General features: G+C 68.2%; 16 protein-coding genes and 1 pseudogene. 5 read left to right on the top strand and 12 right to left on the bottom strand.

From position 1 onward, the window contains the following. Together JTJ31_RS24785 and JTJ31_RS21160 are read left to right on the top strand one after the other, a co-directional pair. Nucleotides 1-230: pseudogene (locus JTJ31_RS24785) on the top strand (transposase); the annotation flags it as partial. A 97-nt stretch (nucleotides 231-327) separates the two neighbouring features. Beyond that, nucleotides 328-609: a LysR substrate-binding domain-containing protein gene (locus tag JTJ31_RS21160; RefSeq protein WP_207540733.1), complete on the top strand. Its 282-nt coding sequence runs from the start codon at nucleotides 328-330 to the stop codon at nucleotides 607-609. A 39-nt stretch (nucleotides 610-648) separates the two neighbouring features. Here the strand turns inward: JTJ31_RS21160 and JTJ31_RS21155 are convergent, their stop codons facing one another. From JTJ31_RS21155 to JTJ31_RS21105, 11 genes are all read right to left on the bottom strand, one after another. Continuing rightward, nucleotides 649-1,368 carry a GntR family transcriptional regulator gene (locus JTJ31_RS21155; RefSeq protein ID WP_207540732.1) on the bottom strand — a complete coding sequence of 240 codons (720 nt, stop codon included), beginning with the start codon at nucleotides 1,366-1,368 and terminating at the stop codon, nucleotides 649-651. Between the two features lie 112 nt (nucleotides 1,369-1,480). Further along, nucleotides 1,481-2,497, bottom strand: a complete 1,017-nt coding sequence (locus tag JTJ31_RS21150) for a Bug family tripartite tricarboxylate transporter substrate binding protein (RefSeq protein WP_207540731.1) — start codon at nucleotides 2,495-2,497, stop codon at nucleotides 1,481-1,483. Nucleotides 2,498-2,682: 185 nt separating this feature from the next. Continuing rightward, nucleotides 2,683-3,069 carry a cupin domain-containing protein gene (locus tag JTJ31_RS21145; protein WP_207540730.1) on the bottom strand — a complete coding sequence of 129 codons (387 nt, stop codon included), beginning with the start codon at nucleotides 3,067-3,069 and terminating at the stop codon, nucleotides 2,683-2,685. 14 nt (nucleotides 3,070-3,083) lie between these two features. Beyond that, entirely contained in the window at nucleotides 3,084-3,773 is a 690-nt protein-coding gene (locus JTJ31_RS21140) for a DUF2848 domain-containing protein (protein ID WP_207540729.1), read from the bottom strand. Between the two features lie 23 nt (nucleotides 3,774-3,796). Then, nucleotides 3,797-4,987, bottom strand: coding sequence for an FAD-dependent oxidoreductase (locus tag JTJ31_RS21135; protein ID WP_207540728.1), 1,191 nt, complete (start codon nucleotides 4,985-4,987; stop codon nucleotides 3,797-3,799). A gap of 356 nt (nucleotides 4,988-5,343) precedes the next feature. Then, complete coding sequence (locus JTJ31_RS21130) at nucleotides 5,344-6,558, bottom strand: ABC transporter substrate-binding protein (protein WP_207540727.1); 1,215 nt, start codon at nucleotides 6,556-6,558, stop codon at nucleotides 5,344-5,346. A 163-nt stretch (nucleotides 6,559-6,721) separates the two neighbouring features. Then, entirely contained in the window at nucleotides 6,722-7,102 is a 381-nt protein-coding gene (locus JTJ31_RS21125) for a cupin domain-containing protein (RefSeq protein ID WP_207540726.1), read from the bottom strand. A gap of 10 nt (nucleotides 7,103-7,112) precedes the next feature. Then, nucleotides 7,113-8,600, bottom strand: coding sequence for a 4-hydroxyphenylacetate 3-hydroxylase family protein (locus tag JTJ31_RS21120; protein ID WP_207540725.1), 1,488 nt, complete (start codon nucleotides 8,598-8,600; stop codon nucleotides 7,113-7,115). A gap of 14 nt (nucleotides 8,601-8,614) precedes the next feature. Beyond that, a complete protein-coding gene (locus tag JTJ31_RS21115) occupies nucleotides 8,615-9,139 on the bottom strand; it encodes a MarR family winged helix-turn-helix transcriptional regulator (protein WP_207540724.1) in 525 nt (174 codons plus the stop codon). A 169-nt stretch (nucleotides 9,140-9,308) separates the two neighbouring features. Next, nucleotides 9,309-10,757 carry an amidohydrolase family protein gene (locus tag JTJ31_RS21110; RefSeq protein WP_207540723.1) on the bottom strand — a complete coding sequence of 483 codons (1,449 nt, stop codon included), beginning with the start codon at nucleotides 10,755-10,757 and terminating at the stop codon, nucleotides 9,309-9,311. Nucleotides 10,758-10,770: 13 nt separating this feature from the next. Further along, nucleotides 10,771-12,354 (bottom strand): ABC transporter substrate-binding protein, encoded by a 1,584-nt coding sequence (locus JTJ31_RS21105; protein ID WP_207540722.1) that lies wholly within the window; start codon nucleotides 12,352-12,354, stop codon nucleotides 10,771-10,773. A gap of 180 nt (nucleotides 12,355-12,534) precedes the next feature. On the opposite strand from JTJ31_RS21105, the gene JTJ31_RS21100 reads away from it, so the two are divergent. Next, nucleotides 12,535-13,980, top strand: a complete 1,446-nt coding sequence (locus tag JTJ31_RS21100; RefSeq protein WP_207540721.1) for an amidohydrolase family protein — start codon at nucleotides 12,535-12,537, stop codon at nucleotides 13,978-13,980. Nucleotides 13,981-14,121: 141 nt separating this feature from the next. Next, on the top strand, nucleotides 14,122-14,553 hold the full coding sequence (locus JTJ31_RS21095) for a DUF1772 domain-containing protein (protein ID WP_207540720.1): 432 nt from the start codon (nucleotides 14,122-14,124) through the stop codon (nucleotides 14,551-14,553). 37 nt (nucleotides 14,554-14,590) lie between these two features. On the opposite strand, the gene JTJ31_RS21090 is transcribed toward JTJ31_RS21095, so the two are convergent. Continuing rightward, the gene (locus JTJ31_RS21090; RefSeq protein WP_457852417.1) at nucleotides 14,591-15,067 is read right to left on the bottom strand and encodes a DHCW motif cupin fold protein; all 477 of its coding nucleotides are present in this window, start codon (nucleotides 15,065-15,067) and stop codon (nucleotides 14,591-14,593) included. Nucleotides 15,068-15,311: 244 nt separating this feature from the next. Between JTJ31_RS21090 and JTJ31_RS21085 the strand changes: the two genes are divergently transcribed. Then, a complete protein-coding gene (locus tag JTJ31_RS21085) occupies nucleotides 15,312-16,850 on the top strand; it encodes a coiled-coil domain-containing protein (protein ID WP_207540719.1) in 1,539 nt (512 codons plus the stop codon). The last annotated feature ends 76 nt before the right edge of the window (nucleotides 16,851-16,926 follow it).

Genomic DNA, 16,926 nt, shown 5'->3' with positions numbered 1-16,926 from the left:
GCGCGTCGCCACCGCGACGCCCGTCACGGTCCAGCTGGTCGGCCGTGCTCCGGATGCACAAGGCTTCGCGGTTCAGCCCCGTCGCTGGGTGATCGAGCGCACCTTCGGCTGGACCAGCCGCTGCCGGGCGTCTCGCCCGTGACCACCAAGCCATGGCGAGTTCGGCCGCCGCGTTCTTCACACTCGCCGCCGCGGCCGTGCTTCTGCGCCGCATCGCACGCACTTCATGAAGCGGGATTTTAGAATTTTCTGTGAAGTACGCCTTCTTGTGTTAAATTGTTGGAGTATTCAACCTTTATCGGTCTCATAGGGCTGTTAGCCTCTGAAATGCGCGGCTCTCTTCTGAGACAATTTAAGCGGCTCAGTTGGGAGTGGCCTGAAGCTGCTTGTACTAGCGCGAGGCCTGGGGTCGGGCTGGCGGCGGTGCCGGACTGGTCGGTGACCGATGCGCTGGCCGCCGGCCTGCTGCAGCGCGTACTGCCGGATGCGGAGACCCCATCGAGCGGCATCTGCGCCGTCTATCCGACCAACCGGCTCATCGCCCCGAAGGTGCACGCTTTCGTGGACCACGTGGCCGCGGGGCTGCGCGCCAGGGGCCTCGCCGCATGAAGTCATTTTCCCGCGGACATTCCAAGGGCGAGGTGAACGTCACTGCCCAATCAGATGCGTGACATTTCGGCGGAATGCGGCGATGTGGCGCTCCATGGCCGCGCTTGCCTCATCCGCATTGCGCGCAGCCAGAGCGTTCCGGATCTCGAGATGCTCCTGAAGCACGCTTCTCTGATGATTCGGCTCATCCAGGGAGATGAACCAAAAGCGGACCGCCCGATCGTGCAGATTGCCGAGGATCTCCGCAAAGACTTCATTGCCTGAGGCGCGTGCGATCAGCGCGTGGAAGGCGGTGTCCAGCAGCATCAGCGCCTCCGTGTCATGCTGTTCCAACGCCGCTTCCGTGTCGCGAAGCATGCCGTCCATGGCGGCGATGTCTTCGGGGCTGAAGCGAGCCGCGGCAAGACGCACGGCGTGGCACTCGTTCACAGTGCGCGCCTCGATGATCTTTAGCAGCTCCGCTGGATCGATCGGGCGAACTTCGATGCCCTTCCTCGGCCGGATCGTGATCAGCCCCTCCAGCCGCAGCCGCGCGAGCGCATGGCGGACCGGCATGCGGCTGAGGCCGAGCGAGTCGGCGACCTGCGCCTCGTTCAGCTTCTCTCCCGGCGCGAAGCGACAGGTGATGATGTGATGCCGAATGATCTCATAGGCTTGATCCTTGAGCGGTACGGCAGGTGCGTGCTTCAGGTAGCCACTCGGCGTTGAGCCCGCGGCGCGGGCCAGCCAGCGGTCGGTCTTCGTCGCCGGGGCGCGCATCGTCTCGCCTTCCTCCCTTTGTCTCTGCGCATCAGTTTTGCGGCGGCCGGGTTGGCCCGCCAAGCTTCCGTCGGACGGGCTTGGCGCGACGGTCTCCCGGCCGGCCAGGTGTTCAGTCCAGCTTGGCGCCCGAGACGCGCACCGCCTCCTGCCAGAGAGGCGCGTCACGGCGCATCGCCTCGGCAAAGGCCTCCGGCGTGCTGCAGACCGGGGTGGTGCCCAGGCGCTCTAGGGACGCGCGGAACTGGGAATCGGCACAGGCATTGCCCAGGGCCGCAGCCATGCGGTTCACGATGGGCGCGGGGGTCCCGGCCGGAGCGGCGATCCCGTTCCAGGTTTCCGCGCGGAAGCCAGGATAGCCGCTCTCCGCCACCGTCGGCACATCAGGCAGGCTGGCAAGCCGTTCCGCGCCCGCTACGGCGAGCACGCGGATGCGGCCGCCTTGCAGATGCGGGATCATGTCCGACGGATTGCCGAAATAGGCCGCGACCTCTCCCGCCAGCAGGGCCTGCATAGCCGGTGCACCGCCGCGATACGTCACGTGCTGCATGTCGATTCCCGCCCGCTGCATCAGCAGCGCCATGGCGAGATGGGTGGAAGAGCCGTTGCCGGCGGAGGAATAATCCAACTGGCCCGGACGGGATTTGGCCAGGGCAACGAATTCCTCCAGCGTCGTAACGTTCAGCGCACTGCTGACCGCGATCACCATCGGGTTGCTGGCCACGATGGAAACCGGAGCGAAGTCAGTCGCCGGATTGAAGCTCAGCCGGGTGAGGGCGGGAAGCATCACCATCTGCGAAGCGCTCGCCGTGAACAGCGTGTAACCGTCGGGCGCGCTGCGCGCGACGGCCTCGGCCGCGATGGCGCCATTGGCACCGCTGCGGTTCTCGACCGGCGCGGGCTGGCCGAGCGACCTGCTGAGCCATTCTGCGCTCAGGCGCCCGACGCTGTCCGTCATGCCGCCCGGCGCGAATGGAACCACCACGCGGATGGGCCGGTCGGGCCAGTTGCCGGGCGCCTGTGCCTGAACCGGACCGGCGCCGGCTACCACTGCCAGGACCGTAAGGGCCTTTGCCAGCCCGCGAGCCGCCTTCCAGGGTCTCGTTTGGCCTTTGGTCGAATGCAACATCGTCTCGCCTCCTTGCGAAGCATGAGTTGTTGCCGTCGCGGGACTCTGCCGGTCCCTTGAAGACGGCCGCGTGTGACTGGCGTTCCGGTGGACATCAGGACTGGGCCTGCGAATGGGACGCGGGCCGCCCGCTCAGTCAGCCGAAGCCACTCGCGAGGTCTTGGAGTTCAAGGCAGCGGCGATGCTCACTTCGGCGTCTCGTCGTAGTAGTGGATCTCGAGCAGGGTGCAGCCCGTCTCCGACTTGAAGGGGCCGTGATAGGCGCCTGGCGGACGGCAGGCGTAGGCGGAACGGTCGAAGCTCTCGCCGCCATTGCCTTGGGCGTCGTTGCCGACGATCAGGTCACCGGAAACCAGCCACACCTCTTCCCAGTAATCATGCACGAAGGGCGCGGTGGTGAACTCGCCGGGCTGGAAGCGCAGCAGGCGCGTGCGGTGGCCGCGCTTGTTCTCCTCGTCCAGGCTGCCAGCCAGGATCTTCTGCTCGATGCCCGCGGGATATCCCTTCGGCACTTCCCAGCCCGTGCCCGTATCCGGGACGTGGAACTCGAGATGCTCCTTGGTGATCGGCATGATCTGTCTCCGTCCTACGCGGCCAGCCAGCGGGCCGTGTACTCGTGGGTGATGGCGCGCCCGAGAACGGGGTCGCGCAGTTCCATCCGGAATTCCTGACGCGGACGGATGCCGCCGATCGCCGGCAGCGTGCCGCCGAACATCAGCGTCCCGGCGCCGAGCGCGCCGCGGCCCTGGGCCTCATGCGCGGCCACGGTGTCGCGCGGGTCGCGCATCGCGGCGACGCTGCCCTCCTGGTACGATACCCAGCCCGCTTCCTCCCGGACCCAGGCGCGCAGCTGGAGGCTGTCCCAATGATCCCCGACATCGTCGAAGGCCCAAAGGAGAGGCGCGACGGGCTTGGGGCACATCTGCTTGGAGACGCTGATGGAGTAGCTCTCCACCTCGCGATCCGTGTGGTCCGAGCCGAGCCCGACCCACCACTTGCCCGCTTCATCGACAACGATGACGAACTCCGCCTCGCCGCTCGATCCGCTGCCCAGGCAATCGACTTCCGGATTGGTGGTCAGCGTCTCCAGCCCGGCACGATAGAAGCAGGGCGTGCTGGGGGGCGGGGCGACGCCGAGGGCGGCCAGCTCCTCGATATGCTCCTGCACCTTGTGGGGGTCGCGGCCCGTCCAGCCGGCAATCACCAGATCGCGCAGCGCGATGCGGCGGCGCTCCGTCGTTCCGCCGGTCTGGAAGTCGAAGGTCAACTCAATCATTTTGTGCTTCTCCCCGCCGCTTCTCAGGCGATCTCAGCCGCGCGGCGCAGGCTGTTGATCATGGAGACACCCAGCAGATAGGCATGAGCCTTGGCGGGATCGGCAGCGGTATCCGCCATCCGCTCGCGGAAGGCACGCTGCGCTTCCGGCTCCTTGGCCTCCAGGTTCTGCTTGTTGGCGATGGTCTGGCGCTGCACGTGCTCCACCGTGACGCCGCGACGCTGACGGTCATAGAGATCGAGCAGGGTTTCCTCCGCCTCGCCATGCCAGACCTGGGCGAGCTTGGCCGCCAGGTTGAAGGCGTCGTGCACGCCGCCGTTCAACCCCATGCCGCCGAGCGGGTTGTTGATGTGCGCGGCATCGCCGGCCAGTAGCACGCGCCCCTGGCGGAAGGTCTTCGCCACGCGCTGGTGCACGCGGTACAGGGTGCGATGCCGGGTGGGGTAGTCGTCCCGCCCCGCGACGATCCGGGCGAAGCGCGCGCGCGCATAGGCGTCGGTCAGGGTTTCCTCGTCCGGCACCTCGGCCGGGACGGGGAACATGGCGCGCCAGACGCCCGGCACCTTCAGGAGGAAGAACCATTCCTCCGGGTCGGCGTAGTAGGACACGTCGGCGAGGTCCGGGATGATCTCGGCAAAGTCGAAGGGCGTGGAGAGCACGAGGAAGCGCTCGGGCCATGTGAAGCCCTCGAACTCGATGCCGGACGATTTGCGGATGGGGCTGCGGGCGCCATCCGCGCCGATCACGTAGGAGCCGGCGATGCGCTCGCCGTCATCGAGGGTCACCTCCACCGAATCGCCATGCGAGACGCAGCCGCTGACGCGGGCATCGAAGCGGATGGAGAAGCCCGGCTTGTCACGCAGCAGGTCATGGAGGATGCGGGTGAGCTTGAACTGCTCGCATTGCAGGCGGAAGGGATGGCGCGTGACGTCGGCGAGCACGCCGAAATCGAAGGCGGCAATGATGCCCTGGTCGCGGCTGCGATACTGCATGTGCGGGGCGACGATGCCCTGCTCGATCATGGCCTTGGCGGCACCGAGGTCGTCCAGCATGTCGAGCGTCGGGGCGTGAAAGGTGGAGCCCCTCATCTCGCCTGAGAGTTCCGGCCCGGCCTCCAGCACCTGGACGGGCACGCCGTGACGAACCAGCTCGGCAGCGGCGACGAGGCCAACAGGGCCCGCGCCCACGACAAGAACAGGTTCGGGTGCGCGCATCGTCTCGAGTCTCCTTCTCATGGCCCCAAAGGCCGCGCCACGGCGCGTGTGACGCATGAGACGTCATGAGGCCCGCCGCCGGGGCCGGATGCTGCACACAGAGTGGCCGGGCGTGCAAGTCTGAAATTTCACAGTGATATTTCAGATCTGGGCGACTAGACCGGGGCCTCCGTTCCCGGTCGCGTAAATTCCATGCTGCTTGAGGGATACGAGACGACGCTGGGGCGCGGCGTGCTGGCTACGGGACGCCAACCGCGCAGGTGAAAGGCGGGCGCACGGGGAACTGCACTTCCGCGTGTCCCGCGCGGCACGAGGAGGAGGGTAGCCCCTCCGCCCCTTTGCCGCGGAGCGCTGCTTCAGCCAGGATTTTGGCTGAGGTGGGCGCAGCCGCCCTCGGCCAGCGGGCGCGCCGCGTCGGCCGCCGGGACGGTGGCGACGAGGCGGTAGAGATCCCATGGCCCGCGGCTCTCCGCCGGTGCCTTCACCTGGAACAGGTAGAAGTCGCGCAGAACGCGCCCGTCCTCACGCACCCGACCGTTCTGCGTCATGAAGTCGTTGATCGGCATGGCGCGCATCTGCTCGGCCACCTTCAGCGCGTCGTCCGTCCCCGCCGCCTGCACGGCGCGCAGATAGTGCATCGTCGCCGTGTACACGCCCGCCTGCGGCATGGTCGGCATCCGCCCGCGCGCGGCGAAGAAGCGCTGGGACCAGGCGCGCGCCTCCTCGTTCATGTCCCAGTAGAAGCTCTCGGTGAGCTGAAGGCCCTGGGCGGTCGGGAGGCCGATGGCGTGAATGTCGGTCAGGAAGGCCATGATCGCGGTCGGCGTCATGCGACGGAACAGGCCGAACTCGGCAGCCTGCTTGATGCTGTTCGACAGGTCACCGCCTGCATTGGCGAAGGCCAGGACCCGCGCCCGGCTGGCCTGCGCCTGGAGCAGGTAGGAGGAGAAGTCGGCCGTGTTCAGCGGATGGCGCACCGCACCCGCCACCCGGCCATTCCCCGCCTGCACCACCTGGCCCACGTCACGCTCGAAAGTGTGGCCCAGCGCATAGTCCACGGTGAGGAAGAACCAGGAATCGCCGCCGCGCCTCATCACCGCCGTCGCGGTGGAGCGCGCGAGCGCGTAGCTGTCGAAGGTCCACTGGATGCCGTAGGGCGAGCAGGCACGCCCGGTGAGATCCGACACGGCAGCCGAGGAGAAGATCACGAGACGCTGCTTCTCGCGCGCCACGCCCTGCACCGCCAGCGCCACGCCGCTATTGGGGATGTCCATGATGACGTCCACGCGGTCATTGTCGTACCAGCGCCGAGCCAGGGCCGAGCCGACATCGGCGCGGTTCTGGTGGTCGCCGGCGACCACCTCGATCGGGCGCCCCAGCACCGTGCCGCCGAAATCGGCCACCGCCATGCGTGCAGCCTCGACCGAACCCGGCCCGGCCAGGTCGGCGAACAGGCCGGACTGGTCGTTCATCACGCCAATGCGGACGGCATTGTCGGAGACCTGCGCCTGCGCCGTGCCTGCCAGGCCCAGTGCGCCGCCCAGCAGGGCGGCCAGGATGGAACGCTTCATCGGAACTTCCTCTCTCGAATACTCGCGGTCTTTCGCCGCGTGCTGGCTTCCCACTCGGGACAGGCTCCATAGCCCGCCTCGGAAAATCTGGCCGCAGAGCGGCCAACGTCACCGGATCGGGACGTCCGGCAACCGAAGATGTCAGTGCCCCGCGATCCTGCTGTCAGGCGGGGTCGTAGGTGTGGCTTTCATAGAGAATGCAGCCGCCATCGCTCCGGAAAGGCCCGTGCCAGGCCCCGGGCGGGCGGGACGCGTAGGTCATCGGCGGGAATTTCGTCCCGCCCTTGCCATCGGCGTCATTGCCCACCCAAAGGTCGCCGCTCACCAGGAGGACCTCCTCCCAGTAATCGTGCACGAATGGCGCCGTGGTGAAGGCACCGGGGGCGAAGCGCAGGAGCCGGGTGCGGCAGCCACGCTTGTTGGCCTCGTCGAGCGTGCCGGCAAGGATCTTTTGCTGGATGCCGGCCGGATAGCCCGGCGGCACCTCCCATCCCGATTCCAGATCGAGCGTGTGGAACTCGAGGTGTGCCTTGTTGATGGCCATGCATGCTGTCCTATTCGGCCGCGATCGGCATGGTGGCGGGAACCGGCTCCGGCGTCTCCCCCAAGATGCGGTCCACGGCCGCGGAGGAGCGCGTCCAATCGAAAGTCCGGAAGGAGTGGCCACGCGTGACGAACTGCGCGCCGGCATAGAACTTCTCGTACTGCACGTGGCGCGATGCGAACTCGCTCCCCACCGCGTCCCAGGCCAGCTTGAAGAACTTCACCCGCTCCATCGGCCCGGCCACCGAGGAGCATTGCGTCGCCGCGATGTCGTGCGCGATCTGGGCGTCGCCATAGTCGGCCGCGGAGGAGGGCAGCATGATGAGGCCGCCGCCCGCCAGCTCGCGCAGCGTGTCCACGAAGCGCGGATAGAGCTGCTGCGTCAGCACCTGGGCGGAGTAGAGCAGGGTGCGGTCCGGAACGAAGAAGCCGTTGTGCATCCGCCCCTTCGCCTCCATGCCGCGCAGCAATCCCTCCACCATGCCCACCTCGGCGGCGAGCTGGCCCAGCGTGTCCCGCACCGGGGGCATCCCGATGGTGCCGTTGATCTCGGCAGTGCGACGGGCGATGCCGGCCAGAAAGCGCATCTTCACCAGCAGGCGGATCTGGCACTGGTAGTTCTGCAGGACGTGGGCCGGCGTCTCGTGCCACATGGCCTGCATGATGCGCAGGTCGCGCGTGGCGAAGACGCGCTCCCACGGCACCTTCACCTCATCGAAATAGGCGACGGCGTCGTTCTCGTCGAAGCGGGAGGCGAGCGGCGCATCGAACGGATGACCGGCGGCGGCCTCATAGGACTTGCGCGACAGCAGACGCAGGCCCCTCGTTGCAACAGGAATGGCGAAGCAGACGGCATGGCGCTCATCGCCCGGCGCCATGGGCTGGATGGTGGAAACGAAGATCTCGTTTGCCATGACCGAGGAGGTGGCGAGCATCTTCCCGCCGCGCACCGTGATCCCCTCATGGTCCTCATCCACGATGTGCAGGGCAAGGTCGGGGTTGCTCTGCTGGCTGGCCTGCTTCGAGCGGTCAGCCTGCGGGTTGATGATGACATAGGTGAGGAACAGGTCCTTCGCGCGGGCGAATGCCACGTAGTCGCGCAGCGCGCCCGCGCGCTTCAGGTCATGCGCCTCGAACGGGGCCGGATCCATTTCCATCCCGACCAGGCAGGAGGCGACGTGATCGGGCGAGCGGCCGATGAAGCCGACATGGCCCTCCGCCCATTCCTCCAGCGCCTCGCGACGCGTCACCAATTCGGCATAGCTCCGTGGTGCCTGCCAGGCACGGTTGGCGCGGCGGCCGCCGAGGCCAGGAACCTCATAGGTCAGGCGCTCCACGGCTTCGGGGGCGGATTGTGCGTCATACAGCGCGCAGCCCGAGGCGACGGCGCCGCGAAAGGCAGGATCCTCCGTCACGTCGGCAACGCGGCGGCCCTCGATGCGGATGTCGCGCCCGTCGCGCAGTGACGCGCGGTGCTCCGCGCCGGTCTTCACGTTCATCTCCGTGTCCTCCTTCATCCGGCCTTGCGGCGCGTGGCATGTTCCAGAATGCCCAGTGCATCTTCCGCGCAGCCGACCAGGCCACGCATCGTGCCGGCGAAGCGGCGGAAGCCCTCCGCATCCAGGCAGGCAAAGAGCGCGTCATTCGCCTGTGCCTGCACCGGCGCGAGCTGGCGCAGACGCGCCTCCGCCAAGGGCGTGACGCGGAGCAGCACGCGCCGCCGGTCCTGCGGGTCAGGATGACGCGTCACCAACCCGAGCTTCGACAGGCGGTTCGCCTCGATCGTCACGGCGGAGCCGGATAGATGCAGGTGCGTCGCCGCCTCGCTGACGCTCACGCCGTCCTGCTTCTGGAGGTGACGCACGGTGATCAACAGCGTGTACGAGGAAGCGGACAGGTCGATCAGCTCGCCAAATAGGCGCCGGACCTCCTCGATCCGCGCCGCGAAGGCGAGCGTGTCGTGAACCATGGCGCGGAATGCCGCGTCGGTCCCATCGGGCATCAGAGCTGGGCGCGATACAGTGGGGGCTGGCTCCATGCCTTGGATCATTGCTTGTCGATTTAGCTAAATCAACAAGAAAAATGGCGCCTCACAGGCCGGGCGTCATGATGGCCATGGCGCCGGACAGGCGGCGGATGGAGTGCATGCCCGGCATGGCCCGCGCTTCCGCCTCGTTGTGGATGGCGCCTGGATTTTCAGCCCAGCCTCAGGTCAGCATTGGCAGGCTGAGCGGCGCGATCTCGTCGCCATCGCGTCCACGATAGTCCCGGCCACATGCGTCGCGCAGCATTCGTGCCTGGGACTCCGCAAGGATGCCCGCAGCCTCGGTCACGTCGAGCCGCGTCGGGCAGCCATCGGCCCAGACCGTCTCCCCCGCCACCAGCACGCGCCGCACCGCGCGGTCCGCCGCATGGTAGATCAATGAGCGGAGTGGATCGCGCGGCGGCGCCATCAGCGGATGGTGAAGGTCCACCAGCACCACATCGGCCGCCGCCCCCGCTTGCAGCCGGCCCAGATCGTCCCGCCCCAGCGCCTCCGCGCCACCAATGGTCGCGGCGTGGAAGACGCCCTCCGTCGTCGCCGCCGCGAGGTCGCGCGCCGCGTTGCGCGCCAGGATGAGGGCGGTCCGCATCTCCTCGATCAGGTTGTGCGGGGCGACATCCGTGCCGAAGCCGATCCGTATCCCGCGCGCCCGGTAGGAACCGAATGTCCGCAGATGCTCCCCGTAGCGCGCGAAGGGGGAGGGGCAGTGCGCGACGCTCGCGCCATGCTCTGCCATCAGCCCGACGTCGCGCGAAGTGTGCCAGCGGACGGAGGGATGCTCGTCCACGAAGATCGCATGGCCGAGGATGGTTCGCGGCGTCAGCAGCCCGATATTGGCGGCCCATTGGATAGGGGTGACGCCATGGCGGCGGATCATCTCCTGCACCTCCACGATCGCCTGGGCGATGTGGGTGGTGAAGGGCCGCCCGGTTTCGGCGGCATAGGCGACGCCCTCGCGCAGCATCTCCTCCTCCACCGTGTCGATCTGGGCAGGGAAGACGATGCCGCTCAGCCGGCCCGAAGGATGGGCCTCAGCCTCCCGCATGACCTGCTTTGCCGCTTCGAATTGGCGGGACGCATCCTCGCGGTTCCACATCCAGGTGACGGTCTGCGGCGCGGACATACCCCAGCGCGCCGCCGCATAGCCCGGCCCGGCCCAGCTTCGCAGTCCGCTTTCGGCCATGACCGTGAGCCAGCGGGGGAAGGGGGCTGAGAGGTCCACGACCGAGGTCACCCCCGAGGACATCAGCTCCGCGTAGGCGAGGCGCATCGCCGCTTCCCGCCCTGCCTCATCAAGGCGGAAGGCCTGGGAGCGCTCGAAAAGGCCGCTCATCCCCTGTTCCGGGACGCCGTGGTCCTCGCGTACGCCACGGTAGCCCGGCTCGGTGGTCGGGTGGGTGTGGATGTTCACCAGACCGGGCAGGACAAGCAGGCCGCGCCCATCCACCACCTCCGCTCCCGGCTCGGGCGCGGAGGAAGGATCATGCGGGCTGATGCGCTCAATCCGTCCGTCGCGCAGCAGGATGTCGAGATCTCGGCCGAAGACGTGGCGGCCGGCGGCGTCCCAGACGACAGCCCAAGCCGAGTTGCGGATCAGGAGAGGCGTGATCATGGCGCGCCTCCCGTCAGAGCTTCTCGAGGTTCCAGTAGAACAGGGCTGGGCCCGGCAGCAGGCCGCGCATATTCGATCGGTGCGCGACGACGCTGCGGTACTGGCCCAGCGGGATGTTGGTCGCATTGGCGATGTGCACGCGCTCCAGCTCCTTCAGGATTTCCTGGCGCCGCGCCGGGTCCGTCTCGTAGGTCCAGGAGTCGTTCAGCTGCGGCACGCGCGCGTCGCAGGGCCAGCCGAACCAGCCGCTCTCGCAATTGCCGACGAAGACGTTCAGCAGCGGGTTCTGGACACCGGTGATGGTCGCGTTGGTGACGAAGACGTTCCATCCCCCCTGGTTAGGCGGATTGCGAGAGGAACGGCGCTGGACCAGTCCGCTCCAATCCATCGCGATCAAGTCCACATTCGCGCCGATGCGCTGCAGCGCTTCCGCCGCCAGGAGTGCACCGGGATGGAGCACGGCATTGTCCGCCGGGTCCATCACCACGATCGGCCTTCCGTCGTAGCCTGCGGCCCGGAAGGCGTCGCGCCCTTGCTGGTCGGTCAAACGCGGCCAGCCCAGGGTGTCGAATTGCGGCGTCTCGGAGGGGGCGCAGCCGAAGGGGGCGCCGCATTCGCGCCAGGGCTGGTCCTGCCCGACGGTGGCCACCATGAAGTCCGGCTGCCGGATCACCCCCATCAGTGCCCGCCGCGCCTCGAGATTGTCGAAGGGCGGCTGAAGGTGGTTCATGGCCAGGAACAGCACGTAGCCTAGCGGATCGTTCGATACGACGGTGACGTTGCGCATCCGCGTCAGGCGGGGCACGAGATCAGGCGCTGGGCTCTCCAGCAGGTCGATCTCGCCGGCCGCGAGGCCGTTCGCAGCGGTCGCGGCATCGGGGGTGTAGAGGCTCTCGATGCGGTCCACCTTGACCACCTTGCCGCCCGCCGCCTGGCTGGGCGGCTCCGCGCGCGGCACGTATTCCGCGAAGCGCTCATAGACCACGCGCGCCCCGGGCACCCATTGATCCCGCCGGAAGCGGAAGGGACCGGAGCCAACCGGGTCAGTGATGGCGGTGTTCGGGTCCGTGCGCGCCAGGCGCTCCGGCATCATGAAGGGCACGTTGCTGTCGATCTTGCCCAGGGCCTCCAGCACGAAGCCCACGGGACGCGTGAGGCGCAGCCGGATGGTCCGTGCGTCCGGCGCTTCGAGGCTCTCGGTCACGCGCATCAGGGCGCGGCCCATGCCGTCCCGCACGCCCCAGCGGCGGATGGATGCGACGCAGTCCGCGGCCGTGACCGGTGTGCCGTCGTGCCAGAGCAGGCCGTCGCGCAGGCGGAAGGTCCACTCCTTGCCGTCCCCGCTATTCCCATACTCCCCGACCATCTGCGGCTGGGGCCGGTTCTGGGCGTCCATCGCGAAAAGCGTGTCCCAGACGAGGTAGCCGTGATTCCGCGTGAGATAGGTGGTGGTCCAGATCGGGTCGAGCGCGCGCAGGTCGCCGATCGGAACGGAGCGGATGACGCGACGCGGATCCTGGGCCATGGCCCGCCGCGATTCCACGCTCAGCAGGGCTGGCGCGGCAATCAAACCCAGGTGACGGCGGCGGATGGGCATGCGGAGCTCCTCGGTCGTCAGATCCGCATCGTGGGGCCCGTCTCCGCCTGCCGCAACGAGAATTCGATCGCCTGCGCCATCGCCGACCCATGCCGTGCCCAATTGCGCGGCAATCACGGGGCGTGACGCCGCGTCACCTCTCGCCCAAACTCGGGCGGGTTAGCAGGGGAGGCCGGATTCGTGACCATCCTGATCGAAGGCGCGATCGTCGTGACAGGCGACGACGCGGGCACCATCCACCACGACGGGGCGCTGGCCATCGAGGGCAATCGGATCGCCGCGATCGGCCGGCGCGAAGCGGTTGCCGGCCGCTTTCCGGATGCCGAGCGGGTGGACGGCGCGGGCCGCGTTGTCCTGCCGGGCTTCGCGAACATCCACACGCATCTGGTGATGACGCTCGCTCGCGGCGTCTTCGAGGATCTGTCCCCGCCTCACGAACCACCGTTTCATGGCGGGCTATCGCCCATTCCGCTGCCGCCGATGACCCCGCAGGAGCAGGCGGTGATGTGCCAGCTCGGCGCGCTGGAGGCGATCCGGTCCGGCACCACGGCGCTGCTGGAAGACGGGGTGGATATCGCCAACTATGCGGACGAGATGGTGGGCACCGGGCTGCGGATGCTGCTGGCCGAGCGCTGCTGGGACCGCGCCGGCGCCTCGATCGGCGATCCCTCCGAGTTCCGCCGCGACGAAGCGGTTGGCCGTGCGGGGCTGGAGCGCATCGAGCGGCTGCACGCGCGATGGGATGGAGCCGGAGAAGGGCGCATCCACGTCGGCGTCGCCGCCTGGGCGCCCGACATGTGCTCCCCCGAGCTGCTGCGAGACGCGCGGGCGCTGCAGGACCGGCTCGGCACCATCGCCACCATCCATCTCAACCAGATCTGGGGCGAGGTCGCGGCGGTGCAGGCGCATCACAACATGCTGCCTTCCGAGTTCCTGGAGAGCATCGGCTTCCTGAGCGAGCGTCTGGTTGCGGCGCATTGCCGCTGCATGGAGCCGCTGGAGGAGAAGATCCTCGGAAAGCACCGGGTGAACGTCGCCTTCAATTCCGCGATCGCCGCGCGGCGGGGGCTGAGCCCGCGTGTCTGCGAGATGGAGATGGCGGGCTGCAACGTCGGCATGGGCACCGACAACATGGCCGAGGATATGGTGGAGGTGATGCGCACCGGCCTCTTCATGGAGCGGGTGCGGCGGCGCGATGGGCGCAACCCAACCCCGGAGGAGGCGCTGCGCTGGGCCACGCGCAACGGGTATCGCGCGATGGGCGTGCCGGATGGCGGCTGGCTGGCGGAGGGGAACCTCGCCGATCTCATCATGCTGCGGGTGGATCGCGCGCATCTCGCGCCCTTCCTCCGCCCCGTCTCGGTCTTCGTGCACCAGGGCCAGGCGCGGGACGTCGAGGATGTGATGGTGGATGGGCGCTGGGTCATGCGCGACGGGGTGGTACTGACGATGGATGAGGCGCGCATCATCCGCGAGGCAGAGGCGGTGGCGGACCGCGCCTGGTCGCGCCTCTTCGCCCGCAACCCGCAGATCGAGGTGCCCGCGGGCTTCCGGCCCCTTCCCGACGCACCCGCCGAGCCGCTTCCGGCGGAGAATCAGGCCCTCGCGCCACCCCGATCCTCATAAGGCCCTGCCGCCGGCGCGCAGTGCCATTCCGGCACCGCCTTCCTGATCCGCGCGGCCTAAGCGTGCGCTCAGTTCGGTCGCACCTAGGTGAAGCGCTGTCGAGGACTGCATTGGAGTGGCGAAGAGCACAGGAAGGCAGATATGTTCCTCGGACAGCTCGCGCTCATCGTCGCCGCAGTCTTCTCCGGCGCTGCCCTCTACATCAACCTCGTGGAGCAGCCCGCACGCATGCAGTTGGACGATGGGCCGCTGCTGACCGAGTGGAAGCTTGCCTATAAGCGCGGCACGGCCTTGCAGGCCCCGCTTGCCGTCATTGGCTTCGTGCTCGGCCTCGTGACGTGGTGGCGAACGGGCCACGCCGGATGGGCCATCGGAGGGCTGCTGATGCTGGCCAATTGGCCTGTCACCTTCCTCGCCATCATGCCCACCAACCGCAAGCTGATGGCAACCGAGCCAAGGAATGCTGGCCCGGAAACCCGCTCTATGGTCGGGCGCTGGGGCGCGCTCCATGCGGCTCGAACGTCGCTCGGCTTCGCCGCGGTGCTGGTCTTCCTTTGGGCCTCCATCTCGTAATCACTCAAGGCAACGGAACCAGCCCCACCACCTGCGGTCAGTCCACGATGAAGAGCTTGGCTCCGGTTTCGGTCGAGGAGCGGTGCGAGGCGTCGCCGTGGTCAGAGACCTGGTAGCTCATGCCAGGCGAGAGCCTGAAGCGCCGTCCATCTCGAAGCTCGGTGACCAGTTCGCCTTCCAGCACGTAGAGGACGTGACCTCGGTCGCACCAGTGATCCGCAAGGTAGCCCGGGGAGTACTCGACGTGTCTCACCCGCAGGTCGCCGACCGTAAATGTCCGCCATGTGGCGTGACCCGTTTCCCCGGGATGCTTCGTCTCCGGAACTTTCGACCAGTCCGTCACGGTGAACGGAAGCGCAGGGATGATCATGGGTTCGTGCTCGCAGGTTTGAGGGATGAGGTTTGGCTGCGTAGTCTTGAGGAGGATTTTCTCTTCGAGCAGGCCGATTGCTTCAAGCGCAGTTCCGGGAACCATCCTCGGGGAATAGACGGCGAACGATGATCTTCCAGCCACGGCTCTCCGTCACCTCGTGTTAGTCCATGCAAGGGGAGGGCGCCTGCCGGACGATGCATGCGGTGGTGGCGCCTTAACTGAAGGAAAACATTTTCAATCGCATGCAAAGGCAGCAAATTGACTCGCTGCCACGCCGCCATCCTGTGCCCCCGCGCGTTGTGGGAGCCTGTCGAGGCCCGCAGTGGCAAGACCACCGCGCCTGGAGGGGTGCGGACTATGTGACATGTCCGGGAGATGCGAACCAATGGCCAACAAGCAGCACAAGAATGGAGCTGGCCCCGCGCGCGGAGCCCCGCCTGCTCCCACCATCGCTGCGGCACCCGTCAGCCGGGCGGGCGCCTTCGGCATCTCCTGGCCTCTCCTTGCCATAGCGGCCGGCTTCCTGATCCTGCTCATTCTCGGCTGGTCGCTCGCCATGTCGCGTGGCGGCCGGCTGCAGAACGCCGAGGCCACCAACCAAGCCAGCGCCACCCGGCTGGCGGAGCTGGAGGGCACGCTAACACGGGAGCGCAGTGTTGCCGGAGATCTCGCTGCTCTGAACCAGCGCGCTGAGGCGGCCCGCGCCGCCATCGCCGCGGCCGAAACCCGCAACCGGGAAACCGAGGCCAGCGTCGCCCAGGCCCAGGCCCGCCTCTCCGAGCTCGGCCAGCAGGTGACAGCAAGCGAAGCGCGGCTTGCGGAACTGACCGCTGCCATCACCGCCAGCGAGGCGCGCCTCGCCGAGCTGCGCCAAGGCATCGAGGCCGCCAGTTCCGAACTCGCCACCGCCCGCACCGACACGACGACGGCCGTGGCAGCGCTGGCTGAGCGCCGTGCCGAACTGGAGCGGCTCACTGCTCAGCAGGAGGCAGCGGGGAATGCTTTGCGTCAGGCGGAGGCACAGGCCGCCGACTTTGCGGCCCGCTCCGAGGCGGCCCAGGCGCGCGTCGCCGCGCTGGTGGCCGAGGCCGGGCAGGCCCAGGAGGCGCTGACGGAACGGCAGGCCGCCATCGCCGGGGCCGAAGGTCAGATCCAGACGCTCCGCAGGTCGATTTCCGACGCGGAGGCGAACCTGGCGGCCCGCCAGGCAGCCCAGGCCGGGGCGGAGGCGCGGCTGGCCGAGATCACCCGTGCGAGCGAGGGATCGACCGAACAAATCCGCGCCGCCGAGGCCCGCATTGCCGAACTGGCGAACGCAACGACAGCGGCCGAGGCCCGCCTCGCGGAGTTGCGCCGCACCTCCGAGGCCGCAGGTGCTGCCCTCACGGAACGGCAAGCCGCCGCGGCAGCCCTTGAGGCGCGGCTAGGTGAGTTGAACACGCAGCTTGCCACCGCCGAGCAAAGCGTGACAGAGGCGATGCGCCGCGCCAGCGGCCTGGAAGAGCGCGCCGCCTCCCTGCGCGCGCAGGCCAGCGAGGCGGAAGCCGCATTGGCCGGCCGTCAGCAGGCACTGGCCGAGGCGGAGCAGCGCCTCGCCTCGCTTCGCGACGCCGCTGCCCAGATCGAAACCGAGCTGACGGCCCGGCGATCGGAGGCAGAGGCTGCCGCGGCACGGGTTGCAGAAGCGGGCCGGGGTGTCGAGGAAGCCACGACCCGCCTCCGCTCCCTGGAAGGCCGCGCCACTGCCCTGGAGGCGGAGGTGGCTTCGGCCACCGCGGGGCTGGAGCGCCTGCGCAACGAAACCGACCAACTCGAACGTCTGGCTGCCGAGCGGCGTCAGGAGGTGAGCGCCCTCGAAGAAGCTGCGGCCCGCCTGCGCGCGGCCCCGGAAGGCGAGCAAAGCCCCGCCACGCCGCCGAGGTGACGGGAGTTTAGTGGGCGGTGGGGGACCGCTGGGGCAATGCCAGCGGGGTTAGCCAGTTGGCACGACAGCGAAGCTC

It is taken from the genome of Sabulicella rubraurantiaca (genome assembly GCF_017355885.1).
In the GTDB taxonomy this organism is placed as follows: domain Bacteria; phylum Pseudomonadota; class Alphaproteobacteria; order Acetobacterales; family Acetobacteraceae; genus Roseococcus; species Roseococcus rubraurantiacus.
This window is presented reverse-complemented; position numbering and strand designations above follow the sequence as displayed.

Bases quoted from the DNA above. Each gene is read 5' to 3' on its own strand.
- JTJ31_RS21160 (WP_207540733.1), top strand. From the start codon at position 328: ATGCGCGGCTCTCTTCTGAGACAATTTAAGCGGCTCAGTTGGGAGTGG.
- JTJ31_RS21155 (WP_207540732.1), bottom strand. From the start codon at position 1,368: ATGCGCGCCCCGGCGACGAAGACCGACCGCTGGCTGGCCCGCGCCGCG.
- JTJ31_RS21150 (WP_207540731.1), bottom strand. From the start codon at position 2,497: ATGTTGCATTCGACCAAAGGCCAAACGAGACCCTGGAAGGCGGCTCGC.
- JTJ31_RS21145 (WP_207540730.1), bottom strand. From the start codon at position 3,069: ATGCCGATCACCAAGGAGCATCTCGAGTTCCACGTCCCGGATACGGGC.
- JTJ31_RS21140 (WP_207540729.1), bottom strand. From the start codon at position 3,773: ATGATTGAGTTGACCTTCGACTTCCAGACCGGCGGAACGACGGAGCGC.
- JTJ31_RS21135 (WP_207540728.1), bottom strand. From the start codon at position 4,987: ATGCGCGCACCCGAACCTGTTCTTGTCGTGGGCGCGGGCCCTGTTGGC.
- JTJ31_RS21130 (WP_207540727.1), bottom strand. From the start codon at position 6,558: ATGAAGCGTTCCATCCTGGCCGCCCTGCTGGGCGGCGCACTGGGCCTG.
- JTJ31_RS21125 (WP_207540726.1), bottom strand. From the start codon at position 7,102: ATGGCCATCAACAAGGCACACCTCGAGTTCCACACGCTCGATCTGGAA.
- JTJ31_RS21120 (WP_207540725.1), bottom strand. From the start codon at position 8,600: ATGAACGTGAAGACCGGCGCGGAGCACCGCGCGTCACTGCGCGACGGG.
- JTJ31_RS21115 (WP_207540724.1), bottom strand. From the start codon at position 9,139: ATGGAGCCAGCCCCCACTGTATCGCGCCCAGCTCTGATGCCCGATGGG.
- JTJ31_RS21110 (WP_207540723.1), bottom strand. From the start codon at position 10,757: ATGATCACGCCTCTCCTGATCCGCAACTCGGCTTGGGCTGTCGTCTGG.
- JTJ31_RS21105 (WP_207540722.1), bottom strand. From the start codon at position 12,354: ATGCCCATCCGCCGCCGTCACCTGGGTTTGATTGCCGCGCCAGCCCTG.
- JTJ31_RS21095 (WP_207540720.1), top strand. From the start codon at position 14,122: ATGTTCCTCGGACAGCTCGCGCTCATCGTCGCCGCAGTCTTCTCCGGC.
- JTJ31_RS21085 (WP_207540719.1), top strand. From the start codon at position 15,312: ATGGCCAACAAGCAGCACAAGAATGGAGCTGGCCCCGCGCGCGGAGCC.